This window comes from Streptomyces sclerotialus, assembly GCF_040907265.1.
GTDB lineage: Bacteria > Actinomycetota > Actinomycetes > Streptomycetales > Streptomycetaceae > Streptomyces > Streptomyces sclerotialus.
On record NZ_JBFOHP010000002.1, the window covers coordinates 2,384,555 to 2,407,959 of the forward strand.

30 protein-coding genes are annotated in these 23,405 nt (G+C 72.5%); 9 read left to right on the top strand and 21 right to left on the bottom strand.

The window, feature by feature from the left end:
- Positions 1–71 precede the first annotated feature (71 nt).
- Positions 72–464 carry a phosphoribosyl-AMP cyclohydrolase gene (gene hisI, locus AAC944_RS10585; RefSeq protein ID WP_438272819.1) on the bottom strand — a complete coding sequence of 131 codons (393 nt, stop codon included), beginning with the start codon at positions 462–464 and terminating at the stop codon, positions 72–74.
- Between the two features lie 211 nt (positions 465–675).
- Between hisI and AAC944_RS10590 the strand changes: the two genes are divergently transcribed.
- Positions 676–1,308, top strand: coding sequence for a TIGR03085 family metal-binding protein (locus AAC944_RS10590; RefSeq protein WP_030616925.1), 633 nt, complete (start codon positions 676–678; stop codon positions 1,306–1,308).
- Between the two features lie 126 nt (positions 1,309–1,434).
- Here the strand turns inward: AAC944_RS10590 and AAC944_RS10595 are convergent, their stop codons facing one another.
- The 3 genes from AAC944_RS10595 to AAC944_RS10605 form a co-directional block, all read right to left on the bottom strand.
- Positions 1,435–2,304, bottom strand: a complete 870-nt coding sequence (locus tag AAC944_RS10595; RefSeq protein ID WP_078888641.1) for a YggS family pyridoxal phosphate-dependent enzyme — start codon at positions 2,302–2,304, stop codon at positions 1,435–1,437.
- Positions 2,305–2,519: 215 nt separating this feature from the next.
- Positions 2,520–2,702, bottom strand: a complete 183-nt coding sequence (locus AAC944_RS10600; protein ID WP_030616921.1) for a hypothetical protein — start codon at positions 2,700–2,702, stop codon at positions 2,520–2,522.
- Between the two features lie 265 nt (positions 2,703–2,967).
- Positions 2,968–3,867, bottom strand: coding sequence for a LysR family transcriptional regulator (locus tag AAC944_RS10605; RefSeq protein WP_030616918.1), 900 nt, complete (start codon positions 3,865–3,867; stop codon positions 2,968–2,970).
- 94 nt (positions 3,868–3,961) lie between these two features.
- On the opposite strand from AAC944_RS10605, the gene AAC944_RS10610 reads away from it, so the two are divergent.
- From AAC944_RS10610 to AAC944_RS10620, 3 genes are read left to right on the top strand one after another with little or no spacing between them, the layout of a single operon-like run.
- Positions 3,962–4,669, top strand: coding sequence for a succinate dehydrogenase cytochrome b subunit (locus tag AAC944_RS10610; protein ID WP_030616904.1), 708 nt, complete (start codon positions 3,962–3,964; stop codon positions 4,667–4,669).
- Between the two features lies 1 nt (position 4,670).
- Entirely contained in the window at positions 4,671–6,617 is a 1,947-nt protein-coding gene (locus AAC944_RS10615; protein ID WP_030616902.1) for a fumarate reductase/succinate dehydrogenase flavoprotein subunit, read from the top strand.
- A complete protein-coding gene (locus tag AAC944_RS10620; RefSeq protein WP_030256414.1) occupies positions 6,614–7,354 on the top strand; it encodes a succinate dehydrogenase/fumarate reductase iron-sulfur subunit in 741 nt (246 codons plus the stop codon). Before AAC944_RS10615 ends, AAC944_RS10620 begins: the two co-directional genes overlap by 4 nt.
- 182 nt (positions 7,355–7,536) lie before the next feature.
- Here AAC944_RS10620 and AAC944_RS10625 read toward each other — a convergent pair whose 3' ends face one another.
- From AAC944_RS10625 to hisD, 13 genes are all read right to left on the bottom strand, one after another.
- Positions 7,537–8,127: a nitrile hydratase subunit alpha gene (locus tag AAC944_RS10625; RefSeq protein ID WP_030616900.1), complete on the bottom strand. Its 591-nt coding sequence runs from the start codon at positions 8,125–8,127 to the stop codon at positions 7,537–7,539.
- Entirely contained in the window at positions 8,124–8,408 is a 285-nt protein-coding gene (locus AAC944_RS10630; RefSeq protein ID WP_030616897.1) for an SH3-like domain-containing protein, read from the bottom strand. Before AAC944_RS10630 ends, AAC944_RS10625 begins: the two co-directional genes overlap by 4 nt.
- The gene (locus AAC944_RS10635; RefSeq protein ID WP_030616885.1) at positions 8,401–8,670 is read right to left on the bottom strand and encodes an SH3-like domain-containing protein; all 270 of its coding nucleotides are present in this window, start codon (positions 8,668–8,670) and stop codon (positions 8,401–8,403) included. Before AAC944_RS10635 ends, AAC944_RS10630 begins: the two co-directional genes overlap by 8 nt.
- A 48-nt stretch (positions 8,671–8,718) precedes the next feature.
- Positions 8,719–9,096: a hypothetical protein gene (locus AAC944_RS10640; protein WP_030616881.1), complete on the bottom strand. Its 378-nt coding sequence runs from the start codon at positions 9,094–9,096 to the stop codon at positions 8,719–8,721.
- Positions 9,093–9,311, bottom strand: a complete 219-nt coding sequence (locus tag AAC944_RS10645) for a hypothetical protein (RefSeq protein WP_030616878.1) — start codon at positions 9,309–9,311, stop codon at positions 9,093–9,095. The genes AAC944_RS10640 and AAC944_RS10645 overlap by 4 nt, the downstream gene beginning before the upstream one ends.
- Before the next feature lie 100 nt (positions 9,312–9,411).
- Entirely contained in the window at positions 9,412–10,182 is a 771-nt protein-coding gene (gene hisF, locus AAC944_RS10650; protein ID WP_030616874.1) for an imidazole glycerol phosphate synthase subunit HisF, read from the bottom strand.
- 5 nt (positions 10,183–10,187) lie between these two features.
- Positions 10,188–10,607, bottom strand: coding sequence for a Rid family hydrolase (locus AAC944_RS10655; RefSeq protein WP_030616871.1), 420 nt, complete (start codon positions 10,605–10,607; stop codon positions 10,188–10,190).
- Between the two features lie 13 nt (positions 10,608–10,620).
- Positions 10,621–11,343: a bifunctional 1-(5-phosphoribosyl)-5-((5-phosphoribosylamino)methylideneamino)imidazole-4-carboxamide isomerase/phosphoribosylanthranilate isomerase PriA gene (gene priA, locus AAC944_RS10660; RefSeq protein ID WP_030616869.1), complete on the bottom strand. Its 723-nt coding sequence runs from the start codon at positions 11,341–11,343 to the stop codon at positions 10,621–10,623.
- 32 nt (positions 11,344–11,375) lie between these two features.
- Complete coding sequence (hisH, locus tag AAC944_RS10665) at positions 11,376–12,026, bottom strand: imidazole glycerol phosphate synthase subunit HisH (RefSeq protein ID WP_030616867.1); 651 nt, start codon at positions 12,024–12,026, stop codon at positions 11,376–11,378.
- Positions 12,017–12,181: a hypothetical protein gene (locus AAC944_RS10670; protein ID WP_030616864.1), complete on the bottom strand. Its 165-nt coding sequence runs from the start codon at positions 12,179–12,181 to the stop codon at positions 12,017–12,019. The genes hisH and AAC944_RS10670 overlap by 10 nt, the downstream gene beginning before the upstream one ends.
- A complete protein-coding gene (gene hisB / locus AAC944_RS10675; RefSeq protein WP_030256442.1) occupies positions 12,178–12,771 on the bottom strand; it encodes an imidazoleglycerol-phosphate dehydratase HisB in 594 nt (197 codons plus the stop codon). The genes AAC944_RS10670 and hisB overlap by 4 nt, the downstream gene beginning before the upstream one ends.
- Positions 12,768–13,886: a histidinol-phosphate transaminase gene (locus AAC944_RS10680; RefSeq protein ID WP_030616861.1), complete on the bottom strand. Its 1,119-nt coding sequence runs from the start codon at positions 13,884–13,886 to the stop codon at positions 12,768–12,770. Before AAC944_RS10680 ends, hisB begins: the two co-directional genes overlap by 4 nt.
- Complete coding sequence (gene hisD, locus AAC944_RS10685; RefSeq protein WP_030616858.1) at positions 13,883–15,208, bottom strand: histidinol dehydrogenase; 1,326 nt, start codon at positions 15,206–15,208, stop codon at positions 13,883–13,885. Before hisD ends, AAC944_RS10680 begins: the two co-directional genes overlap by 4 nt.
- Before the next feature lie 215 nt (positions 15,209–15,423).
- Here hisD and AAC944_RS10690 point away from each other — a divergent pair, with 215 nt between their 5' ends.
- The 4 genes from AAC944_RS10690 (at position 15,424) to AAC944_RS36590 (ending at position 18,541) form a co-directional block, all read left to right on the top strand.
- Positions 15,424–17,022 carry a hypothetical protein gene (locus AAC944_RS10690; RefSeq protein WP_030616855.1) on the top strand — a complete coding sequence of 533 codons (1,599 nt, stop codon included), beginning with the start codon at positions 15,424–15,426 and terminating at the stop codon, positions 17,020–17,022.
- A 75-nt stretch (positions 17,023–17,097) separates the two neighbouring features.
- A complete protein-coding gene (locus AAC944_RS10695; protein WP_030616852.1) occupies positions 17,098–17,871 on the top strand; it encodes an LON peptidase substrate-binding domain-containing protein in 774 nt (257 codons plus the stop codon).
- Between the two features lie 15 nt (positions 17,872–17,886).
- Positions 17,887–18,384, top strand: coding sequence for a Cys-tRNA(Pro) deacylase (gene ybaK, locus AAC944_RS10700; protein ID WP_030616849.1), 498 nt, complete (start codon positions 17,887–17,889; stop codon positions 18,382–18,384).
- Positions 18,385–18,466: 82 nt separating this feature from the next.
- Positions 18,467–18,541, top strand: coding sequence for a hypothetical protein (locus tag AAC944_RS36590; protein ID WP_465270438.1), 75 nt, complete (start codon positions 18,467–18,469; stop codon positions 18,539–18,541).
- A 236-nt stretch (positions 18,542–18,777) separates the two neighbouring features.
- Here AAC944_RS36590 and AAC944_RS10705 read toward each other — a convergent pair whose 3' ends face one another.
- The 4 genes from AAC944_RS10705 to AAC944_RS10720 all read right to left on the bottom strand — a co-directional run bounded on the left by AAC944_RS10705 (position 18,778) and on the right by AAC944_RS10720 (position 22,870).
- Entirely contained in the window at positions 18,778–19,473 is a 696-nt protein-coding gene (locus AAC944_RS10705; RefSeq protein WP_030616844.1) for a DUF2567 domain-containing protein, read from the bottom strand.
- Positions 19,474–19,586: 113 nt separating this feature from the next.
- Positions 19,587–20,387: an ABC transporter permease gene (locus AAC944_RS10710; RefSeq protein ID WP_030616841.1), complete on the bottom strand. Its 801-nt coding sequence runs from the start codon at positions 20,385–20,387 to the stop codon at positions 19,587–19,589.
- A 61-nt stretch (positions 20,388–20,448) separates the two neighbouring features.
- Positions 20,449–21,474, bottom strand: coding sequence for an ABC transporter ATP-binding protein (locus AAC944_RS10715; RefSeq protein ID WP_078888640.1), 1,026 nt, complete (start codon positions 21,472–21,474; stop codon positions 20,449–20,451).
- 64 nt (positions 21,475–21,538) lie between these two features.
- The gene (locus tag AAC944_RS10720) at positions 21,539–22,870 is read right to left on the bottom strand and encodes an NYN domain-containing protein (RefSeq protein ID WP_030616835.1); all 1,332 of its coding nucleotides are present in this window, start codon (positions 22,868–22,870) and stop codon (positions 21,539–21,541) included.
- A 275-nt stretch (positions 22,871–23,145) separates the two neighbouring features.
- On the opposite strand from AAC944_RS10720, the gene AAC944_RS10725 reads away from it, so the two are divergent.
- Entirely contained in the window at positions 23,146–23,316 is a 171-nt protein-coding gene (locus AAC944_RS10725) for a hypothetical protein (RefSeq protein ID WP_196943049.1), read from the top strand.
- The last annotated feature ends 89 nt before the right edge of the window (positions 23,317–23,405 follow it).

Below are 23,405 nucleotides of genomic sequence, written 5' to 3' on the forward strand. Positions count from 1 at the left end.
GGCGATCAGCGGCGGACGGGCGGCACGTCCGGGTACTGACCGGCCCCGCCGGACACGGTCCGGCGGCGCGGTCAGCCCTCGGGGAGCAGGACGTCCTCGTCGAAGCAGGTCCGGGCGCCGGTGTGGCAGGCCGCGCCGACCTGGTCCACCTTGACCAGGACGGTGTCCGCGTCGCAGTCCAGGGCGACGGACTTCACGTGCTGGACGTGCCCGGAGGTGTCGCCCTTGACCCAGTACTCCTGACGGCTGCGGCTCCAGTAGGTGCAGCGTCCGGTGGTCAGCGTGCGGTGCAGCGCCTCGTCGTCCATCCAGCCCATCATCAGGACCTCGCCCGTGTCGTACTGCTGCGCGATGGCCGGGACCAGGCCGTCGGCGGTGCGCTTGAGCCGGGCGGCGATGGCCGGGTCCAGGGAGGCGCCGGAGGGGGTGGCCGGGGTGGCGGGACTGCTGCTCATGCCCTCCATTGTGCCGTGCGGCATCATGCGGGCATGAACGACCGGTATCCGCCCCCGGAGGACGACCGCGTGGCCAAGGTGGCGACGATCGTGCTGTGCTCGGTCTTCGTGGCGGCCGTGGTGGTGATGGCGGTGATCCTCGTCCAGGGGTGACGGCGGGTGCGCAAGGGACCGCGCGGCGTCATGGCACGGGCGGCGGGGTCGGCCGTAGGGTGAGGCCATGTCGACCCATGCCAAGCGTGAACGACTTCTTCTCGCCGACCTGTTGGAGAGCGCGGGGCCCGAGGCGCCGACGCTGTGCGAGGGCTGGAGCGCGCAAGACCTGGCCGCCCATGTCGTGGTGCGCGAGCGGCGCGCGGACGCGGCCGGCGGCCTGGTGATCAAGCCGCTGGCGGCCCGCCTGAAGCGGGTGCAGAGCGAGTACGCCGCCAAGCCGTACGACGAGCTGATCCGGCTGATCAGGACCGGGCCGCCGAAGGTGTCGCCGTACGCACTGAAGCAGATCGACGAGGCGGCGAACACCGTGGAGTTCTTCGTGCACGCCGAGGACGTGCGGCGGGCCCGGCCGGACTGGACGCCGCGCGAGCTGAGCTCCGGCTTCGCCGACGCGCTGTGGTCCCGTATCGAGCGGATGGCCCGGGTGATGGGGCGGAAGGCCCCGGTGGGCGTGGTGCTGCGCCGGCCGGACGGGCAGACCGCGGTGGCGCACCGCGGCACGCCGGTGGTCACCGTCACCGGTGAGCCGGGCGAGCTGACGCTGTTCCTGTTCGGGCGGCAGGGCGCCGCCAAGGTCGAGCTGGACGGCGACAAGGAGGCGGTGGCCCGGCTCCAGGAGGCGAAGCTGGGGCTGTAGTCGGCGCGGAGGCGCGCGGGCCGGACGCCGTACGTCCGGCCCGCGCGCCCCGCTTCCGTCCCCTCCCGGCCCGCTGCCGCGGGCCGGGAGGGTCGCCTGCGAAGGCATGTCGGCCACGACAGCGGATCAGGGAGTTTCCGGAGTTTCCGGCTTTCCCTGGCCGCCGGCGCGCCGCGGGCGGGGACCGAAGAGCGCGCGGCCCACCCGGATCACCGTCGCGCCCTCCGCCACCGCGGGCTCGAAGTCGGCGCTCGCGCCCGTGCCCACGCTCAGGCCGCTGAGGCCGTGCGCGGCGGCGAGCGAGCGGAGCAGCCGGAAGTGCGGGAGCGGGTCCTGGCCGGCCGGCGGCACGCACGTCAGGCCGACGACGGGGAGCCCGTACACGTCGCGGCATTCCTTGAGGAGGGCGTCGGCGGCTTCCAGCGGCACCCCGCCACGCTGCGGTTCGTCGCCGGTGCTGACCTGGACGTAGCAGTCGGGCCTGCGGCCGGTGCGGGCCATCGCGGCGGCGAGCGCCGCGGCCAGCGGTGCGCGGTCGACGCTGTGCAGTACGTCGAAGCCGGTGACGGCCGCCGTCGCCTTACCGGTATGCAGCGGGCCGACGAGGTGCAGCCGGACGCCGGGGTGGCGGGCGCGCAGCGGCGGCCACTTGGCGCGGGCCTCCTGGACCCGGCTCTCCGCGAAGTCGCGCTGGCCGGCCTCCAGCGCGGCGGAGACGGCGTCCCGGGAGCGGTACTTGCTGACCGCGACGAGCGTCACGGAGCCGGGCGGGCGTCCGGCGCGCCGGCACGCCTCGTCCAGGCGACGGGTGAGGGCGGCGAGGCGCGTCGCGGCGTCCGGGAACGGCCCCGGGTCCGGACGGTGACTGTCCGGGGGCGCGCCGTCCGGAACGGTGCCGTCGCCCGCGCCGCCGTCGCCCGCGGAGCGATCGGCTGCCGCGCGGTCGGGCGTGGTGCGGTCGGATGTGGTGCGGTAGCTGGTGTGTTCCTCGTTCATTGCGTGTGACTCCCGGTGGGATTACGGCATTCGCACTCGGCGAATGTCCTCGCCGCCCCGGGTTCGGCAGTTCGCTGCAATTCGTACACTTCCGCGTGCGCGTTTCCGGCACCTTGCGCCGATGCGCTCATGTGCGGCTCCCCCGAACCGTGCTGGACAGCATGCTGAAAAACGTGAAGAGGAAATCTCCGGACCGCGTCAGGACGTGCCGGCCGTCAGGAGACGACGGTCACCAGGGCTGACGACGGCGCGAGACCGCGGGCGTACGAGCCGGCGGCGGTCTCGGCGAGGACTTCCGGGCGTGGCGCGGGCGGCCGGTCCGTGCATTCCCGCACGGCGACCGAAAGGCGTCCCGGCTTTACGGTGGGCGCGCCCGCGTAGACCTCTTCGAGCAGCATCGTGATGTTCCCCCGTCCATTCCCCCGATTACCGCCCGCGTCATGCCGGACGGCAAGTGAGGCATTGGTACACCGGCGGCCGCGGAATGAGCAACGGCATTCCGGAAATGTGCGTGGAAACCGCCGGTCGCGGAGCGGACGGCCACGCCGCACGCGCCGCGCGGCGGCCCGTCACCAGGCAGGGGCGCACCTGCCGCCGTACGGCAATATCGCGACGTACTGGCCGGAAACCGACGTGTGTGCCCGTGCGCCCGCAGGGGCGGGGTCAGTCCGCAGCCGTCCCGGGCGCCAGGTGGCGGACGAGGATCCGCTGCAGCTCACGGGCCGCGCGGGGCGGTGAGACATCGGCGCGGTGCGCGACGGAGATGTTGCGGTGCAGGCCCGGCGCGGCGAACGGGGTGGCGCGCAGCCCGGCGCGCTCGGCGACCATGACGGGCACGACGGCGACGCCGAGCCCGGCCCGTACGAAGCCGAGGACGGCGTCCATCTCGCCGCCCTCCACCGTGAACACCGGCTCGAAGCCGGCCGTCCGGCACGCGGCGACCGTGAATTCGCGCAGATCGTAGCCGCGCCGGAACATCACCAGCGGATGGTCGCGCAGGTCGTCGACGCGGATGCGCGTGCGGCGCACCGGGGGCGGGGCGTCCGGCGCGGAGACCACGACCAGCTCCTCGCGCAGCAGCTCGGCGGTGGCGAGGGCGGGGGCCTGCACCGGCAGCGGGGTGATGACCAGGGCGAGATCCAGTTCGCCCGCGGCGAGTACCCGCACCAGGTCCTGGGAGCCGCTCTCGTGCACCTGGAGGTCGACGCCCGGGTAGCGGTCGTGGAAGGCGCGCAGCACGTCGGGGACGACGGAGGCGCAGAGGCTGGGCGGGGCGCCGAGCCGCAGCCGGCCGCGGCGCAGCCCGGCGACCTCCTGGACCTCGCGCCGGGCGGTGTCCGCGTCGGCGAGGATCCGGCGGGCGAACGGCAGCAGCGTCTCGCCGGCGTCGGTGAGGGTGATGTGACCGCGCGCCCGGTGGAACAGCTCGGCGCCCAGCTCCCGTTCCAGGGACCGGATCTGCTGGGAGAGCGAAGGCTGGGCGACATGCTCCCGCTCGGCGGCGCGGGTGAAGTGCCGGGTGTCGGCGACGGCCGCGAAATAGCGGAGCTGCTGGAGCTGCATGCGGCCAGGATAGTGGCTCGATAGCTCATGCCTATGAAAATGAGCTCCACCATGTCTTGGACTGATGGCTTACGGCGTCCTTACCGTCGTGGCCATGGCAGTGGACACCCGGACGGACCGACGGCCGTCCTCCTATGCGGGCATCCTGTGGCACTCGACCGTCGGCAAGAAGACGGCGATGGCCGTCAGCGGCATCGTGATGCTGCTGTACCTGGTCGCCCACATGCTGGGGAACCTCAAGATCTTCTTCGGAGCCGTCGAGTTCGACGGTTACGCCCACTGGCTGCGCACCATCGGCGAGCCCTTCCTGCATCACGAGTGGTTCCTGTGGATCGCCCGGGTGGTGCTGCTCGCCGCCGTCATCGTGCACGCGGTCGCCGCCTACCAGCTGAGCCGCCGCGACCTCGCCGCCCGCCCCACCAAGTACGTGCACAAGAAGAAGCGCACCAGCTACGCCACCCGCACCATGCGCTGGGGCGGGATCATCCTGGGCCTCTTCATCGTCTGGCACATCCTGGACCTGACGACCCTGACGGTGAACCCGCACGCCGCCGCCGGACACCCGTACGCCAATGTCGTCGCCACCTTCTCCACCTGGTACGGCAACGTCATCTACCTCGTCGCGATGCTCGCGCTCGGCCTGCACATCCGGCACGGCTTCTGGAGCGCCGCGCAGACCCTCGGCGCCAACCGTCCGGGGCGCGACCGCACCCTCAAGGCCATCGCCAACCTCCTGGCCCTGGTCCTCACCCTCGGCTTCATCGCCGTCCCCGTCTCCGTGATGACCGGAGTTGTGAGCTGACATGAGCACCTACACGGACTACGCGACCGGCGAGCCCGTCGCCGACACCAAGGCCCCGGACGGCCCGATCAACGAGCGCTGGGACCGCCGCCGCTTCGAGGCGAAGCTGGTCAACCCCGCCAACCGGCGCAAGCACACCGTCATCGTCGTCGGCACCGGGCTGGCCGGCGGCGCGGCCGGCGCCACCCTGGCCGAGCAGGGCTACCACGTCGTCCAGTTCTGCTACCAGGACTCGCCGCGCCGCGCCCACTCCATCGCCGCCCAGGGCGGCATCAACGCGGCCAAGAACTACCGCAACGACGGCGACTCGATCCACCGCCTCTTCTACGACACGGTCAAGGGCGGCGACTTCCGCGCCCGCGAGTCCAACGTCCACCGGCTGGCCCAGATCTCCGTGGAGATCATCGACCAGTGCGTGGCCCAGGGCGTGCCCTTCGCCCGCGAGTACGGCGGCCTCCTCGACACCCGCTCCTTCGGCGGCGTCCAGGTCTCCCGTACCTTCTACGCCCGCGGCCAGACGGGCCAGCAGCTGCTGCTCGGCGCGTACCAGGCGCTGTCCCGGCAGATCGCGGCCGGCACGGTCGAAATGCACCCGCGCACCGAGATGCTCGACCTGATCGTGGTCGACGGCCGGGCCCGCGGCATCGTCGCCCGCGACCTGCTCACCGGCCGCATCGACACCTACTTCGCGGACGCGGTGGTGCTGGCGAGCGGCGGCTACGGCAACGTCTTCTACCTCTCCACCAACGCCAAGAACTCCAACGCCACCGCGATCTGGCGGGCGCACCGGCGCGGCGCGTACTTCGCCAACCCCTGCTTCACCCAGATCCACCCCACCTGCATCCCGCGCTCCGGCGACCACCAGTCCAAGCTGACGCTGATGAGCGAGTCGCTGCGCAACGACGGCCGCATCTGGGTGCCCAAGGCGAAGGGCGACACCCGCCCGCCGGCCGAAATCCCCGAGGACGAGCGCGACTACTACCTGGAGCGCATCTACCCGGCCTTCGGCAACCTCGTCCCCCGCGACATCGCCTCCCGCGCCGCGAAGAACGTCTGCGACGAGGGCCGCGGCGTCGGCCCCGGCGGCCAGGGCGTCTACCTGGACTTCGCGGACGCCATCGCCCGGATGGGCCGCAAGGCGGTCGAGGAGAAGTACGGCAACCTCTTCGACATGTACGCGCGCATCACGGCGGAGGACCCGTACACGACGCCCATGCGCATCTACCCGGCCATCCACTACACGATGGGCGGCCTCTGGGTCGACTACGACCTCCAGACCACCGTGCCCGGCCTCTTCGCCATCGGCGAGGCCAACTTCTCCGACCACGGCGCGAACCGCCTCGGCGCCTCCGCCCTCATGCAGGGCCTGTCCGACGGCTACTTCGTCCTGCCGGCCACCATCAACGACTACCTGGCCCGGCACCCCCACGACGAGGTACCCGACGACCACCCGGCCGTCACCGAAGCGGTCACCTCCGTCACCGACCGCCTCTACCGTCTCCTCTCCAACAACGGCGACCGCACCCCGGACTCCTTCCACCGCGAACTGGGCGAGCTGCTCTGGGAGGAATGCGGCATGGCCCGCACGGAGAGCGGCCTGCGCAAGGCCCTGGACCGCATCCCCGAACTCCGCGAGGAGTTCTGGCGCCGCATCAAGGTCCCGGGCTCCGGCCAGGACCTCAACCAGTCCCTGGAAAAGGCCAACCGGATCGCCGACTACTTCGAACTCGCCGAGCTGATGTGCCTGGACGCCCTGCACCGCTCCGAGTCCTGCGGCGGCCACTTCCGCGAGGAGAGCCAGACCCCGGGCGGCGAGGCGGAACGCCGGGACGAGGAGTTCTCCTACGCGGCGGCGTGGGAGTTCACCGGTACCGGCGAGGCGCCCGTGCTGCACAAGGAGCAGCTCGACTTCGAGTACGTCCACCCCACTCAGCGGAGCTACGCGTGAACCTCACCCTGCGCATCTGGCGCCAGTCCGGCCCCGATTCCGCGGGCCGTATGACCGAGTACGACGTGCGGGACATCTCCCCCGAGATGTCCTTCCTGGAGATGCTCGACACCCTCAACGAAGAGCTGATCCTGCGCGGTGAGGAGCCGGTCGCGTTCGACCACGACTGCCGCGAGGGGATCTGCGGCGCGTGCGGCATGGTCATCAACGGCGAGGCGCACGGCCCGGAGCGGACCACCACCTGCCAGCTGCACATGCGGCACTTCGACGACGGCGACACGATCGACATCGAGCCGTGGCGCGCCTCGGCGTTCCCCGTCGTCAAGGACCTGGTCGTGGACCGTACGGCGTTCGACCGGATCATCGGGTCCGGCGGCTACATCACGGCCCCGACGGGCAGCGCCCCCGAGGCGCACGCCACGCCGGTGCCGAAGCCGGCCGCCGACACCGCGTTCGAGCACGCGGAGTGCATCGGCTGCGGCGCGTGCGTCGCGGCCTGCCCGAACGGCTCGGCGATGCTCTTCACCTCCGCCAAGGTCGTCCACCTCAACTCCCTGCCGCAGGGCGCCCCGGAGCGCGAGTCCCGGGTCCTGGACATGGTCGGGCAGATGGACGACGAGGGCTTCGGCGGCTGCACGAACACCGGCGAGTGCGCGACGGCCTGCCCGAAGGGCATCCCGCTGTTCAGCATCACCAAGATGAACCGCGAGTTCGTGCGGGCGGCCCGCAAGGCCTGACAGACCCGGGTCCGGGCTCCCAGGCCTCCGGGAGTCCGGGCCCGCCGGACCGGCGCCGCGGCGGCAACCGACGCTCCGCGGCCGCGGCGCCCCGAGGCGGCGGGCCGGTGCATCCCGCCGCCTCCCGGGGCGGGCCGTGCGGTGGCCCGCCCCCTGCGGAGCCGGTTCCTGGTCGCCGGCTCTCAGACCGCGGCGGTCCCGATGAGACCCTCCCGGGTGACCAGCCGGGCGAGCGCCTCCTCGGCCAGGCCGTCCGTGCCCTCGGGCCGCCGCGGCAGCACCATGTACCGGCTCTCCGCGCTGGAGTCCCAGACGGTGATGCGTACGTCGTCGCCGAGCGTCAGCCCGAACTCCGCCAGTACCGACCGCGGGTCGCGCACCACGCGGGACCGGTACGCCTCGCTCTTGTACCAGGACGGCGAGGGCCCCAGCAGCCCGATCGGGTAGCACGAACACAGCGTGCAGACCAGGACGTTGTGGTGGTCGGCGGTGTTCGCCACGACCTTCAGCCGCTGTTCCTGGATGCCGCCGGCCATCGACAGCCCGACCTCCGGCAGCGCCGCGTTGGCGTCCGCCAGCAGCCGCTCCCGGAAGCCCGGGTCCGTCCAGGCCCGCGCGGCGATCCGCGCGCCGTTGACCGGCGAGGCGCCGTTCAGCACGGTGGTCAGGATGCCGTCCAGCTGGTCGTCGGCCACCACCCCGGCCTCGATCAGCCGCTCCTCCAGGTGCCGTACCCGTACCGCCACCGTGCTGCTCGCATGCTGCCCGCTCATACCCGTTCCTCCTCCGCCGGTTCCAGGTACGACTCCCACAGGTCCACCGTGACCTCGTGCGTGCCGGCGCCCCACAGCTCCCGTGCCGGGAAGGCGACGGTGTAGACGGTCTCGATGCGCGGCTCGGCGGCCCCGGCGGCCCGCTCGTCCGCGAGCGGCCAGCGGCCCTGCGCCTCCACGACCCGTCCGGTGTGCCCGCGCACGTACCGCGGCGCGCGGGTGTGCCCGTCGGGGTCGACGGCCCGTACGAGCACCCGCTGCCCCGCCGCGAACTCACGCATCCCCGAGCACCTTCCGCTCGGCGACCAGCGTCTCGATGGCGTGCAGCCAGCGCTCGTAGTACGAGGCCGCCAGGTACTCGGCGGGCGCCATCCGCTCCACGGCGTCCCGGAACTCGTCCAGCGTGTAGACCCCGCCCCGCACCAGCGCCATGTTCAGCGCGTACACCCGCGCTTCCCAGTCGGCATGGAACGGAGGCTCGTCCGCCTCGATCTCCAGAGGGCCGAACCCGGTCTGCCCGCCCACATCGTTGACTCGGCTCATGCGAGGAGCCTAGGAGCCGCACGAACGGGCGGCCAGTGAACGGCGCGCCTACCTGGCCTTCCAGCTGCGCAGCCGCTTGGCCACGACGGCCAGATCGGCCTCCTTCTCCCGGACGTCCCGGACCAACTGGGCCATGCCCCCGGGTGTCGGCGCGAGGGCTTCGCCGGACTGCTCCATGTACGCCCAGGCGCACGCCGCACCGATGATGCCGTTGTAGTCCTCGAAAGGCTTCAGGAGCACCATAGTGTGCAGCAGGCTGGCGGCCCGGGTCGGCGTCTCCTCGTAGTAGATCTCACCGGCGAACCGCTGGAACCGGTGGCGCTCGACGACGGCGTGCAGTGCACCCCAGTCACGCAGCCGGGGATCACTGGGCACGTTCGCCGCCTGAATGCCGAGGATCCACCCGGCATCGATCGTCAGGATCACCTGTCGCCCGCCTCGAAGGCTTCGACGAACTCCGGTGCCAGGACAGCGAACTTGGCACTCGCGCCCTCGATGAAACTCTGCCGCTGCCGCCGCCGCACGACGTCCTCGGTCAGAATGTCGTGCGCCAGCCGCTTGATCGCGACGCCTTGCTCCTTGGCCTCGGCGCGCAGCTCGGCCAGCTCTTCCTCGGTGAACTCGATCGTGATACCCGGCATGTCGTCACACTAGACAGCCCGCCGCCTTGATCACTACCGCGTTCACTACCAAAGGTGAAACCGAGGTGCGGGGCGCTTCGTGCGCCCCGCGACGCGGGCGTCAGCGGACCGGCCGCCCCGCCTCCCGGAGGGTGTCCTTGACCTCGCTGATGCGGAGGTCGCCGAAGTGGAAGACGGAGGCGGCGAGGACCGCGTCGGCGCCGGCGTCGACGGCCGGGGGGAAGTCGGTGAGCTTGCCCGCGCCGCCGGAGGCGATGACCGGGACGGTCACGTGCTTGCGGACGGCGGCGATCATCTCCGTGTCGTAGCCGTCCTTGGTGCCGTCGGCGTCCATGGAGTTCAGGAGGATCTCGCCGGCACCGAGGTCGGCGGCGCGGTGCGCCCACTCGACGGCGTCGATGCCCGTGCCGCGGCGGCCGCCGTGCGTGGTGACCTCGAAGCCGGAGGGGGTGGTGGTGCCCTCGGGCGTGCGGCGGGCGTCGACCGAGAGGACCAGGACCTGGCGGCCGAAGCGCTCGGCGATCTCCCGGATCAGCTCGGGGCGGGCGATCGCGGCGGTGTTGACGCCGACCTTGTCCGCGCCCGCGCGCAGCAGCTTGTCGACGTCCTCGGGGGTGCGGACGCCGCCGCCGACGGTGAGCGGGATGAAGACCTGCTCGGCGGTGCGGCGGACCACGTCGTACGTCGTCTCGCGGTTGCCGGAGGAGGCCGTGATGTCGAGGAAGGTCAGCTCGTCGGCGCCCTCCTGGCCGTAGATCTTGGCCATCTCGACGGGGTCGCCGGCGTCACGGAGGTTCTGGAAGTTCACGCCCTTGACGACCCGGCCGTTGTCCACGTCCAGGCAGGGGATGACTCGGACCGCCAGGGTCATGAGGGTCAGGCTCCTTCGATGGGTGCTCGGAGGCCTTCGGGGCCTGCGAAGGCTTCCAGTTCTACTTGGACCAGGATGCGCGGGTCGACGAAGCCCGAGACCACGACGACGGTGGTGGCGGGCCGGACCACGCCGAACAGCTCCTGGTGGGCGCGCGCCGCCGCGTCGATGTCCCGGGCGTGCGCGAGGTACAGGCGGGTGCGGACGACGGCGGCGGCGCCGAGGCCGAACTCCGCGAGGGAGTCGACGGCGCGGGTCAGGGCGACCCGGGTCTGTTCGTACGGGTCGCCCTCGCCGTACAGCACCGTGCCGTCGAACGGGGTCGTGCCGGAGACCAGGACCCGGTCCCCGGCGGCGACGGCGCGTGCCGCGCCGAAGGCCTCTTCCCAGGGGCCCTCACCAGGTACGCGCCGTACTCCGCTCATCGCACTGCCTCCGTTATCGGGTGGCCTCCAGGGCCTCTTCCAGGGTGAACGCCTTGGCGTACAGGGCCTTTCCGACGATCGCGCCCTCCACACCTTCGGGGACCAGCGTCGCGATGGCGCGCAGGTCGTCGAGGGAGGAGACGCCGCCGGAGGCGACGACGGGCCGGTCGGTCGCGGCGCAGACGTTCTTCAACAGCTCCAGGTTGGGGCCCTGGAGGGTGCCGTCCTTGTTGATGTCGGTGACGACGTACCGGGCGCAGCCCTCGGAGTCCAGCCGGGCCAGCGTCTCGTACAGGTCGCCGCCGTCGCGGGTCCAGCCGCGGCCGCGCAGGGTCGTGCCGCGTACGTCCAGGCCCACCGCGATCTTGTCACCGTGCTCGGCGATGATCTTGGCGACCCACTCGGGGTTCTCCAGGGCCGCGGTGCCGATGTTGACGCGCTCGCAGCCGGTGGCGAGCGCAGCGGCCAGCGAGTCGTCGTCGCGGATACCGCCGGACAGCTCGACCTTGATGTCCATGGAGCGGGCGACCTCGGCGATCTGCGCGCGGTTGTCGCCGGTGCCGAAGGCGGCGTCCAGGTCGACCAGGTGCAGCCACTCGGCGCCCGACCGCTGCCAGGCCAGGGCGGCCTGCAGCGGGTCGCCGTAGGAGGTCTCGGAGCCGGACTCGCCGTGCACGAGGCGGACGGCCTGGCCGTCCCGGACGTCGACGGCGGGCAGCAGTTCGAGCTTGTTCACGGAACTCACAGGACTCACAGAACTCTCGGGGCTCACAGGGACTCGATCCAGTTGGTCAGGAGCTGGGCTCCCGCGTCGCCGGACTTCTCGGGGTGGAACTGGGTGGCCCACAGCGGGCCGTTCTCCACGGCGGCCACGAAGGGCGCGCCGTGCGTGGCCCAGGTGACCTTGGGGGCACGCATGGTGGGGTTGCCGATCTCCAGCTCCCAGTCGTGCACGGCGTAGGAGTGCACGAAGTAGTAGCGCGCGTCGGCGTCCAGGCCGGCGAAGAGCCGCGAGTCCTGCGGCGCCTCGACGGTGTTCCAGCCCATGTGCGGCACGACGTCGGCCTTGAGCGGGCCGACCGTGCCGGGCCACTCGTCCAGGCCTTCGGTCTCCTCGCCGTGCTCGATGCCGCGGCCGAAGAGGATCTGCATGCCCACGCAGATGCCCATGACCGGACGCCCGCCGGCCAGCCGGCGGCCCACGACCCAGTCGCCGCGGGCCGCGCGCAGGCCCTTCATGCAGGCCGCGAAGGCACCGACGCCGGGGACCAGCAGCCCGTCGGCGTTCATGGCGGTGTCGTAGTCGCGGGTCACCTCGACATCGGCGCCGACGTGGGCCAGTGCCCGCTCGGCGGACCGGATGTTGCCGAAGCCGTAGTCGAAGACGACCACTTTCTTACGAGGCGTGCTCAATTCCATACCTCCAGCCGCACGATGCCGGCGGCCAGGCACAGCACCGAGCCGATGGCGAGCAGCACGATCACGCTCTTGGGCAGCTTCTGCTTCCAGAAGGAGTAGACCCCGCCGAGCAGGAAGAGGCCCACGAGGATGAAGACCGTCGACAGACCGTTCACAGGGCGCCCTTCGTGGAAGGCAGGATGCCGGCGGCGCGCGGGTCCCGCTCGGAGGCGTACCGCAGCGCCCGGGCCAGCGCCTTGAACTGGCACTCCACGATGTGGTGGGCGTTGCGCCCGTACGGCACGTGGACGTGCAGGGCGATCTGGGCCTGCGCGACGAAGGACTCCAGGATGTGCCGGGTCATCGTCGTGTCGTACGTGCCGATCATCGGCGCGATGTTCTCGGGCTCGGTGTGGATCAGGTACGGGCGGCCCGAGAGGTCCACGGTCACCTGGGCGAGCGACTCGTCCAGCGGGACGGTGCAGTTGCCGAAGCGGTAGATGCCCACCTTGTCGCCGAGCGCCTGCTTGAAGGCGGCGCCCAGCGCGAGGGCGGTGTCCTCGATGGTGTGGTGGGTGTCGATGTGCAGGTCGCCGTCGGTCTTCACGGTGAGGTCGAACAGACCGTGCCGGCCGAGCTGGTCGAGCATGTGGTCGTAGAAGCCCACGCCGGTCGAGACGTCGACCTGTCCGGTGCCGTCGAGGTCGATCTCGACGAGGACCGAGGTCTCCTTGGTCTTGCGCTCGACGCGTCCTACGCGGCTCATGCGCCTGTCTCCTTCATGATCGCGCGCACCGCATCGAGGAACGCGTCGTTCTCTGCCGGGGTGCCCGCGGTCACCCGCAGCCAGCCCGGTACTCCGTTGTCACGGACCAGGACGCCCTGGTCGAGGATGGCCTGCCAGGCCGCGTGCTGGTTCTCGAACCGGCCGAACTGCACGAAGTTGGCGTCGGAGTCGACGACCTCGCAGCCGATCGCGCGCAGCTCGTCGACGATGCGGTCCCGCTCGGTCTTCAGCTGCTCGACGTACTTCAGCAGCGTATCGGTGTGCTCCAGGGCGGCCAGCGCGGTGGCCTGGGTGACCGCGGAGAGGTGGTACGGCAGGCGTACCAGCTGCACGGCGTCGACCACGGCCGGGTCGGCGGCGAGGTAACCCAGGCGCAGCCCGGCCGCGCCGAACGCCTTGGACATCGTCCGGGAGACGACCAGGTTCGGCCGGCCCTCGATCAGCGGGAGCAGCGACGGGCGGTGGCTGAACTCGCCGTACGCCTCGTCGATCACGACGAGCGCCCCGGCAGTGTCCGCCTTGGCGGCCTGCGCCGCCTCGTACAGCGCCAGAACCGTTTCCGCTGCCACGGCCGTGCCGGTGGGGTTGTTCGGCGAGCAGATGAAGACCACGTCCGGCTTGCGCTCGGCGATGGCCTGCTTCGCGGCCTCGACGTCGATGGTGAAGTCGTCGTTCCGCGGCCCGGAGATCCACTCCGTGCCCGTGCCGCGCGAGATCAGGCCGTGCATCGAGTACGACGGCTCGAAGCCGATGGCCGAGCGCCCTGGACCGCCGAAGGTCTGCAGCAGCTGCTGGATGACCTCGTTGGAGCCGTTGGCGGCCCAGACCTGGTCCTTGGTGACCTCGTGGCCGCCGGTGCGGGAGAGGTACCGGGCCAGCCCCGAGCGCAGCTCGACCGCGTCCCGGTCCGGGTAGCGGTTGAGGTCGCGGGCCGCCTCGGTGACCCGCTCGGCGATCCGCTGCACGAGCGGCTCGGGCAGCGGGTAGGGGTTCTCGTTGGTGTTCAGTCGTACGGGCACGTCCAGCTGGGGGGCACCGTACGGGGACTTGCCACGCAGCTCGTCCCGGATGGGGAGATCGTCGATCCTGGTCACTTGCCCTGCGGGACCTTCCAGTCGAACCTTGCCTTGATGGCCGCGCCGTGTGCCGGGAGGTCCTCGGCCTCGGCGAGCGTCACCACGTGGTGGGCGACCTCGGCCAGTGCGTCACGGGTGTAGTCCACGACATGGATGCCGCGCAGGAACGACTGCACGGACAGCCCCGAGGAGTGGCACGCGCAGCCGCCGGTGGGCAGGACGTGGTTGGAGCCCGCGCAGTAGTCGCCGAGCGAGACCGGAGCGTACGGACCGACGAAGATCGCGCCGGCGTTGCGGACCCGCGCGGCCACCGCCGAGGCGTCCGCGGTCTGGATCTCCAGGTGCTCGGCGCCGTAGGCGTCCACGATCTTCAGGCCCTCGTCCAGGCCGTCGACCAGCACGATCGCGGACTGGCGGCCGGCCAGCGCCGGGATGATCCGGTCCTCGACGTGCCGGGTCGCGCGGACCTGCGGCTCCAGCTCCTTCTCGACCTTCTCGGCCAGCTCCTCCGAGGCGGTGACCAGGACGGCGGCGGCCATCGGGTCGTGCTCGGCCTGGCTGATCAGGTCGGCCGCGACATGCGCCGGGTCCGCCGTGTCGTCCGCGAGGATCGCGATCTCGGTGGGACCGGCCTCGGAGTCGATGCCGATGCGGCCCTTGAGCAGGCGCTTCGCGGCGGCGACGTAGATGTTGCCGGGGCCCGTGACGAGGTTGACCGGCAGACAGTCCTCGGTGCCGTACGCGAACATCGCGACGGCCTGGGCGCCGCCGGCCGCGTACACCTCGTCCACGCCGAGGAGGGCGCAGGTGGCCAGGATGGTCGGGTGCGGCAGGCCGCCGAACTCGGCCTGCGGCGGCGAGGCGATCGCCAGCGACTCGACGCCGGCCTCCTGGGCCGGGACCACGTTCATCACCACGGACGAGGGATAGACCGAGCGGCCACCGGGCACATACAACCCGACGCGCTCGACCGGCACCCACCGCTCGGTGACCGTGCCGCCGGGCACGACCTTCGTCGTCACATCCGTACGCCGCTGCTCACGGTGGACGGTGCGGGCCCGCTTGATGGACTCCTCCAGCGCGGCCCGGACCGCCGGATCCAGCTCGGCCAGCGCGGTCCGCAGTGCCTCGGCGGGCACCCGGACCCGCTCGATCTCGACCCGGTCGAACCGATGGGCGTACTCGATCAGCGCAGCCGTGCCACGATGGCGTACGTCCTCGCAGATGGGCCGCACCTTCTCCAGGGCGGCTTCCACGTCGAACTCGGCACGGGGCAGCAGGTCGCGCAGGGCGCCGCCCTCGGGAAGGGCGTCACCGCGCAGATCGATTCGGGAGATCACCCCTCCAGTGTCTCAGACGCACTCACGGTGTCCGCCGCCCGTATCAATCGGTGATACGCACTCCCCGGGGTGATTCCGACCACTGGCGTTCACCCGGTCGCCCAGCGGGAAAGGGGTGCCGAGGGGGCCGCAGCGGTACGCGTGGGACGCCCGGTACGCATGGAGAGACGGCGGCGCCCGGACGGCGCGGCCGGGAACGAGAGGGGGAGGCCGCGGTGAGTGACCCCACCGACGGCGACGCGCCGGCCGATCTGGAGCTGAGCCCGGCGGAATGGGCCCTGTGGCAGGCGTTCCGCAACGGCAGCACGTGCGATCTGCGCACCGACGACCCCGTGCGCAACGATCCGCACGGCCGCCACACGTGGGGCGCCGAGCGCACGGTACGTGCCCGGATCGTCGCGCTGCTGCTCCTGGACGGCCCGCCGGCCCAGCCCGGCCGGGTCTCCGCGCTGAAGCTGACCGGTGCCTACATCACCGGCCCTCTCGACGTCGCGGGGGGCACGATCGAGCCATTTGTGGAATTGCGCGACTGCCGCTTCGAGAGTGAGGTGACACTCCCCGAGAGCCGCTTCACGACGCTGCGGATGGTCAACTGCGCCATCCCCCGGCTGGAGGCGGCGCGGCTGCACACCGAGGGTGACCTGCACCTGCCCCGCTGTGTCGTCCAGCACGGCATCCGCCTCACCGACGCGCACATCGGTACGGACCTCATGCTCAACCAGGCCGTGGTGCACAAGGACCGCCGTGGCCGGTCCATCACCGCCGACGGCCTGACCGTGGCCCAGGACCTCCAGGCCGAGATGATGGAGTCCTACGGCGAGCTGACGCTGCGCGGCGCCACCATCGGCGTGTCGCTGAGCCTGCGCGGCAGCCGGCTGAGCAATCCGTACGGCCGCCGGGCGCTGAACGCCCCGCAGCTCACCGTCGAGCGCACGCTCTACCTCACCGCCGCCGGGCTCTCCGGCTCGGTCGCCGGCAGCGCCACGCCCCCGTACGGCATCACCGCCACCCCGGCGCGCGGCACCCGCATGCAGCGCTTCGAGTGTGAGGGCGGCATGCGGCTGGACGACGGCCGCTTCGGTGACGCCGTCGACCTGGACCAGGCCCGCTTCGTCCTGGAGTCCGACCAGGAGCTGTCGATGCGCCGCATCCAGACCCCCGAGCTGCGCTTCCTCGGGGAGCGTCCGCAGCGCGGCCGGGTCATCCTCTCCGGGGCCCGGGTGGTGAACCTGGTCGACAAGTCGACCAGCTGGCCCGGTCTGGGCGGCCTGTGGATGGCCGGCTTCGCCTACGAGACGCTGATCCCCCGCGGCCACTTCCCGCTCTCGCTGCGCCTGCAGTGGGTGGCGGCGGCCACTCCGGAGTACGCCCCTGAGCCGTACGAGATGCTCGCCGCCGCGCTGCGCGGCAGTGGTGAGGACGCCGACGCCCGCGAGGTCCTCCTGGCCAAACAGCGCAGACGCCGGGAGACGCTGCCCCTCGCCGGCAAGGCCTGGGGCTTCCTCCAGGACTGGACGGTGGCCTACGGGTACCGGCCCGGCCGTGCCGCCGTCTGGATGGCCGTCCTGTGGGCGGTGGGCACGGTCTTCTTCTCGCAGAATCCGCCGCACGCCCTCAAGCCCGGCGAGACGCCCCTGTGGAACCCGTACCTGTACTCGCTCGACCTGCTGCTGCCGGTCATCAACCTCAACCAGGACAGCTACTGGCGGCCCGAGGGCAGCTCCCAGTGGGCCGCCGCGCTCATGATCCTGGCGGGCTGGGTGCTGGCCACCACGGTCGCCGCCGGTGCCTCCCGGCTGCTCCGCCGCCAGTAGACGGTGGGGCCGGGAAACACTCCTGTGACGCCCGGCCCCTCACGGGACGCCGCCGACCATTTAGGCTTACGGGCTGTGACCTCCGTGCGCCTACCGCTCTTCCCGCTGAACTCGGTGCTGTTCCCGGGACTCGTGCTCCCGCTGAACGTCTTCGAAGCGCGGTACCGAGCGCTCATGCGGGACCTCCTCGACCTGCCGGAGGACGAGCGCCGCTTCGGGGTCGTCGCCATCCGCGACGGCCGGGAGGTCGCCGCGACCGCCCCTGGCATGCCCGACACCACCGCCGTCCCCGACAAGGGCGCGGCGGCCGGCTTCGGCGACGACCCGATGCGCGCCTTCCACCCGGTCGGCTGCATCGCGGACGCGGCGACGATCCAGGAGAAGAGCACCGCGGCGGGCCCGGCACCCGAGGGCAGCGACGAGAACACCGCCTATGAGGTGCTGACCACCGGCACCACCCGCTTCCGGCTGCTCTCGGTCGACGCCTCGGGGCCGTACCTCACCGGCGAGGTCGAGCCCCTGGAGGAGACGGAGGGCGACGGCGCGGGCGCCCTCGCCACCGGCGTGGAGCGCGCGTTCCGCATGTACCAGAAGAAGCTGGCCTGGGCGAACGAGCGCACGGTGACCAGCTCGCAGGAGCTGCCGGACGACCCCGCCGTCCTGTCCTACCTCGTGGCCGCGGCGACCGTCCTGGACGTCCCCCGCAAACAGCAGCTGCTGGAAGCGCCGGACACCGCCACCCGCCTGTCGCAGGAGCTGAAAATGCTGCGCCAGGAGACCGCGGTGATCGGTAAGCTCCCGTCGCTGCCGGCCGTGGACCTCACCCGGCAGCAGACCCACCCCAACTGACACGAGGCCGAGAAGTTGGCGAAGAAGTCCAAGGGCAAGCAGGGCGGCACCCCGGCGACAGTGGCCCTGACGCAGGCGGGCGTCCCCTTCACCACCCACGCCTACGAGCACGACCCGGCGGCGCCGTCGTACGGCGAGGAAGCCGCGCAGGCCCTGGGGGTCTCCCCCGACCAGGTCTTCAAGACCCTGCTGGCGGACGTCGACGGCACGCTCACCGTGGCCGTCGTCCCCGTCTCCGGTTCCCTGGACCTCAAGGCCCTGGCGGCGGCCGTGGGCGGCAAGCGCGCCGCCATGGCCGACCCCGCGCTCGCCGAGCGCACCACCGGCTACGTACGCGGCGGCATCTCCCCGCTCGGGCAGCGCAAGAAGCTGCGCACGGTGGTGGACGCCTCCGCGGAGGCACTGGCGACGGTCTGCGTCTCGGCGGGCCGCCGCGGCCTGGAGGTCGAGCTCTCCCCCAAGGATCTGGCCGCCCTCACCGGCGCGGTCTTCGCCCCGATCGGCCGGGCCTGACCGCCGGGCCTGACCGACGCGCCCTCTTTACGCCCTCCGCTGCCGCGACTAGTACCCGTAGGGACCGACCGAGGAGGTCCCTGTGTCGAAGAAGACCCGCAAACGGAAGTGGCGCATCAAGAAGGGCCGCGCCAACCACGGCCGTCGCCCGGCGTAACAGGCGCAGCCGACCGCGACGGTGCAGCGCCTCGCGGCCGGAGGGGACGGTATCGGGGTGTCCCCGCAGGAATCGGGGTTTCTCTCCACGGTCCCGCATGCTCAAGCGGCCGTCGGCCCTCGATTCCGAGGAGGTGCCCCGGTGCCGGCCCCGGCTCCGTACGCACGCGCGCACCGGAGCGAGCACGAGGCGGACTGCCGGCACGCACGCGGCGGGGCAGTCGCGCACCCGGGACGTCAGTCCCTGGGCGGCTGCGGCGCGTGCCAGTCCGGTACGAACGGCTCGGGGTCGCGCGGTCCGAACATCCCCGTCAGCAGCAGATGCGCGAGGGCCGCGCCCATCGGCCAGGTCAGCAGCGCGCCCTTGGCCTGGAGCCGCAGCGGCGCGTCGAACGTGACGCCCTTGCCGGCCGCCTTCGCCTGCGCGACCACGTCCTGCTCCGGCCCCAGCAGCATCCCGAGCCGCCAGGCGAGCACCGAGGCCAGCAGCCCGCCGACCACCAGCGCCACCACCAGCGGCACGCCGCCGCGCCGCCGCCACAGGAAGACCACCGCGCCGGTGACCAGGCCGAACAGCATCCCGAGGAGCATGAACGTGCCGTCGGCGCCGATCGACTCCTCGCCCTCGGCGTTCTTCAGGTAGACGGCCTTGCCGTCCGAGATCAGCGGCACGTGCGGCGCCAGCCATGCCCACAGGACGCCCAGCAGCGCCCCGCACACCGTCGTGACCAGCACGACCAGCACGGCCTCGCGCAGCTCACCGCGCAGGCCCGGGCCGTCGTCCCCGTCGAGGGGACGGGCGTCCGGCCCGCCGTACTCCTGCGGGGGCGTCGGCACGTGGTCCTCCTCGGTCGCGGGCCGGGTCCACGGGTCGCGGGTGGCCCCCGGCTGCTGGTTCGACGGACGGTCGGGCGGTGTCAGCGGTGCACTCACCCCGCCATCGTGCCAGGTCCCGGCTCCGCCACCGGCGGCAGGACGGTTCTCCGGCCCGGTCGTACCGCCCGTCCCGGTGGTCCCGTGCCGCCCGGTGTCCCCGCTCCGCCCCGTCACCGTACGGCCGCCCGGCGGTACGCCCAGGTCGCCACGGCCAGCGAGAGCACGCCGACCGCCGCGCACACGCCCAGGTCGGCACAGATCAGCAGCCAGTCGGGGCGCGCGTCGAAGCTGTGCGCCAGCGCCTCCACGCCGTACGTGGAGGGCAGCAGGTCGCGCGCGTAGGTGATGAGGGTGGGCAGCCGTTCGGCCGGCAGCACGCCGAGCAGCAGCGCCGCCGACATGCCCAGCTGGCCGAGGAGCGTGGCCAGTTCCTGGCGCGGCGCGAGCAGCCCGAGCGCCGCGCCCAGGCCCGAGAGAGCGGCGCCGGAGAGCGGGATGACGGCGGCGAGCACCCAGAGGTTGGTCAGCGGCAGCTGGAAGAGGACGCTGCCGGCCACCGCGGTGACCACGGCGCCGGGGACGGTGAAGGAGGCGTACGCGGCCGCCGCGCCCAGCACCACGGCCGCGGGCGGCACGGGCAGCGTGGCGTAGTGGTCCAGGCCGCCGCCGGCCCGCAGCTGGCCGAAGTACTGCGCGAGCAGGTTGAGCGCCACAAAGGCCACGACCAGCACGCTGGACCCGGCGACCACGGCACGCGCCTCGGCGGGGCCGTCCGCCACGCCGCGCATCAGGACCATGATCCCGACGGACTGGAAGGTGGCGACGAACAGCAGCGGGATGCGGGCCACCCGGGCCCGGGAGAGCTGTGCGCGGTACACCGCGGCCAGCGCCGGGCGCAGCCGTGCGCGCGGCGCCAGCTCGGCCGCCGCCGGGACCTCGCGGGCCCCGTCGCCGGCCCGCTCGCCGGTCATCGCCTCCGCAGGAACCACTGTCACGCCGCGCCGCTCCTCTTCCGTTCCGGCCGGGCCGCTCTCACGCCTTCACCAAGCCTTCCTCAGTCCGCCCGCCGAGCGCGAGGTAGACATCCTCCAGGCTGGGCGTGGCTAGGGTGAAATCGTCCAGCGCCGCGAACGCGGGGCCGCCGGTGACCGCGGCCACCGCGGCGCGGGCCTCGTCCGGCGCCATCCGCAGCGTCCAGCGCCGCCCGCCCTTGCGGGCGTGCTCGCCGAGCCGGGCGACCTCGGGCACGTCCAGCGGCGGGCGGTCGCGCCAGACCAGTTCCACCCGTACCTCCTCGCCGACCATTTCCTTCAGGCCGCCGGGCGTGTCGCAGGCGATGACCCGGCCGCGGTCGATCACCGCGACCCGGTCCAGTACGGTCTCCGCCTCGATGACGTTGTGCGTGACGAGCAGGACGGTGGCGCCGTGCTCGGCGCGCCGCCGGTCCACGGCCGACCACACCGCGCGCCGCGCGAGGGGGTCCATGCCGGTCGTCGGTTCGTCCAGGACGAGCAGCGGGCGCTCGCCCATCAGCACGGTGGCGAAGCAGGCCAGCCGCCGCTGTCCGCCGGACAGCTTCTTCAGCGGGCTCCCGGCGATCTTCGTGAGGGCCAGCTCGTCGAGGACGGCGTCCCGCTCGTCGCGCGCGGCCCGGACGTCCAGCCCGCGCAGCCGTCCGGTGGTCTCCACGGCCAGCGCCACGGTCATCTCGTCCAGCGCGGTGGACTCCTGGCCGAGGTAGCCCAGCAGCCGGGCGGCCCGCTCGGGGTGGCGCACGATGTCGTGGCCCAGCACGGTCACGCTGCCGGAGTCCGGCCGCAGCAGACCCGTGAGCTGGCGTACCAGGGTGGACTTCCCGGCGCCGTTGGGGCCCAGCAGGCCGAAGATCTCGCCGCGCCGGATGTCCAGGCCGATCCCGTCGCTGGCACGTACGGCGGGCACGTCGGCAGCGCCGCGGCGCCCACGCACCGCGGGATACGTCTTGACCAGATCCCGCACGGCCACCACGGTCTCGCCGCCCGCGGCCTGTGTCGTGCCCGATGTCGTGCCCGTCCTCACGAGGAACGAGGGTACGCGCCCGCTCGGGGCCCGCCGCCCGCGGGGCGTCCGGCGGGCGGCGCGGTCAGTCGGCCGCCGGGGCGTGCTCGGCGGCCGTGCGCAGGTCCACCTCACGCCAGAACCCGGCCCTGATGGCGTACCGGTCGTGCTCGTCGATCTGGTCGTCCTTGTGGGCGAGCAGCCCGAAGCGGGCGGCGTAGCGCAGCAGCTCGCCGTCGATGCGGTGCGGGATGCGCGGGTACTCCGTGGAGAGCTGCTGGAGGTGCGCGTTGTCGGTGAGCCGTTCGGTCCAGCGGCGGGCGAAGACCTGGCCGACCTCGAAGGGGTCGCCGCCGACCGCGGTGATGTCCTCCTCGCGGTCGGCCCAGCGCTGTTCGGCGCTGGTGAGCTGGGCGAGGGTGGGCAGTGAGGCGGTCTCCGGCGGCTCGCCGACCGGCCCGCCGGCCCGCTCCACCCAGCCCTTGTCGGAGGACCAGCGCAGCGTCGCGGCGGCGGGCACCGGCGTGCCGGCGGGCGGCGTCGTGTGGTTCCGGCCGAGGCCCGCCAGGTCCTTGGGGGTGGGGACGCCCTTGCCGGCGGCCGCCGAGCCCGCCTCCTCCGTGTCCCGGTTCACCACGCAGGCGCCGTCCGCGCCGGCCGGGGATGCCGCCGAGGCGCCGTCGGGCGCGCCGGAGCGCGGGACCGGTGACGGGCGGGCGGTGCCGTTGCGTTCGTGGCGGTCGCCGGGGTCCCGGTCGGCCGCCGTGGCGGCGGCGGCCGCGGCGACGGCGGACTCCGGGAGCGGCGCGGAGAGGATCGCGGCGATCTCGGTACGCGGCACGGACGCCGGCGGGCAGACGCCGCTGATGTCCTTCGCGCGGACCGCGCGGGTGATCCAGGCGCGGTCCAGCACCCGGCGCTCGTCGGCCTCGGCGACCAGGTCCTCGGACTGGTTGTAGTCGCCGTCGGCGGCCTGGACGGCCCAGAGGTGGACGGCGACGCCGTGCTCCTTGGCCGACATCAGGCCGGGCAGCAGGTCGCCGTCGCCGGTGACCAGGACGATGTCGGAGCAGGCGCGGTTACGGGCCAGTTCGGTGAGCTCGGCGTGCATGGCCGCGTCCACGCCCTTCTGCGCCCAGCGGCCGTCGCTGCGGGTCAGGGCGCCCAGCCGTACGGTGACCCGGGGCATCACCCGCAGCCTGCGGTGCTCGGGCTGCGGCACCCGGTCGGGGGCGCCGTCGAACCAGTAGATGCGCAGCAGCTGCCGTTCGGTGTCGGCCTCCGCGCGCTCCCGCAGGCCCTGGATGAGGGCGGCGTGGTCGACGGTGATCCGGGACCGGGCGGGCTCTCCGGCGAGCAGGCTCGCAGCGGCACCGAGCAAGTACCCGGCATCCACAAGGACGACGCAGCGGTCCACGTTCCACCCTCTTCCCTTAAGGTCCTGCGGTCCGGTCGCCCCCCGGCTCGGCCTGTTGGCTGAGGTGTCTTCGGCTTTCTTCGAGTCTGCCCGACCGGGCGGGGGTTATCTGCCGGAACTCGATCATCGGCGTGGCGCTTTACGCCGCCGCGGCCCGGATTCCGTCGCCGACACTCCGGATCACCCAAGAGAATTGCCCGAAATGCAGCCTATTGCCCGGCGTGTAACTCTGGCTTCGGCGCCGATCCCAGGATTCCCCTTCAGGAGGCACGATCATGGCCAAGAACAAGAACCGTGACCGCAATCAGAAGGCCGCCGCGCAGTCGGGGCGCGGACAGCAGCAGGCTCAGCAGTCGGCGATGGAAGCACAGGCGAAGTCGGCCGCCCAGGCGAACCCGGGCGACGTCGCCCGCAAGCACCGGGAGCGCCGCTTCGGCCACAACTGACGCGGCGGCGCCACGGCGGTGGTGCGCAAGAAGGGGCGCGCCCGGGATCACCCCGGGCGCGCCCCTGTCATACGTACCGCGTACTCCGT

Coding starts and splice junctions, on each gene's coding strand:
- hisH (WP_030616867.1), bottom strand. CDS start 12,026: ATGGAATTGAGCACGCCTCGTAAGAAAGTGGTCGTCTTCGACTACGGC.
- hisB (WP_030256442.1), bottom strand. CDS start 12,771: ATGAGCCGCGTAGGACGCGTCGAGCGCAAGACCAAGGAGACCTCGGTC.
- AAC944_RS10630 (WP_030616897.1), bottom strand. CDS start 8,408: ATGCGTGAGTTCGCGGCGGGGCAGCGGGTGCTCGTACGGGCCGTCGAC.
- AAC944_RS10615 (WP_030616902.1), top strand. CDS start 4,671: ATGAGCACCTACACGGACTACGCGACCGGCGAGCCCGTCGCCGACACC.
- AAC944_RS10610 (WP_030616904.1), top strand. CDS start 3,962: ATGGCAGTGGACACCCGGACGGACCGACGGCCGTCCTCCTATGCGGGC.
- AAC944_RS10600 (WP_030616921.1), bottom strand. CDS start 2,702: ATGCTGCTCGAAGAGGTCTACGCGGGCGCGCCCACCGTAAAGCCGGGA.
- AAC944_RS10635 (WP_030616885.1), bottom strand. CDS start 8,670: ATGAGCCGAGTCAACGATGTGGGCGGGCAGACCGGGTTCGGCCCTCTG.
- AAC944_RS10725 (WP_196943049.1), top strand. CDS start 23,146: ATGGCCAAGAACAAGAACCGTGACCGCAATCAGAAGGCCGCCGCGCAG.
- AAC944_RS10655 (WP_030616871.1), bottom strand. CDS start 10,607: ATGAGCGGAGTACGGCGCGTACCTGGTGAGGGCCCCTGGGAAGAGGCC.
- AAC944_RS10605 (WP_030616918.1), bottom strand. CDS start 3,867: ATGCAGCTCCAGCAGCTCCGCTATTTCGCGGCCGTCGCCGACACCCGG.
- AAC944_RS10595 (WP_078888641.1), bottom strand. CDS start 2,304: ATGAACGAGGAACACACCAGCTACCGCACCACATCCGACCGCACCACG.
- hisI (WP_438272819.1), bottom strand. CDS start 464: ATGGAGGGCATGAGCAGCAGTCCCGCCACCCCGGCCACCCCCTCCGGC.
- AAC944_RS10645 (WP_030616878.1), bottom strand. CDS start 9,311: ATGCCGGGTATCACGATCGAGTTCACCGAGGAAGAGCTGGCCGAGCTG.
- AAC944_RS10590 (WP_030616925.1), top strand. CDS start 676: ATGTCGACCCATGCCAAGCGTGAACGACTTCTTCTCGCCGACCTGTTG.
- AAC944_RS10710 (WP_030616841.1), bottom strand. CDS start 20,387: ATGACCGGCGAGCGGGCCGGCGACGGGGCCCGCGAGGTCCCGGCGGCG.
- AAC944_RS10625 (WP_030616900.1), bottom strand. CDS start 8,127: ATGAGCGGGCAGCATGCGAGCAGCACGGTGGCGGTACGGGTACGGCAC.
- hisF (WP_030616874.1), bottom strand. CDS start 10,182: ATGACCCTGGCGGTCCGAGTCATCCCCTGCCTGGACGTGGACAACGGC.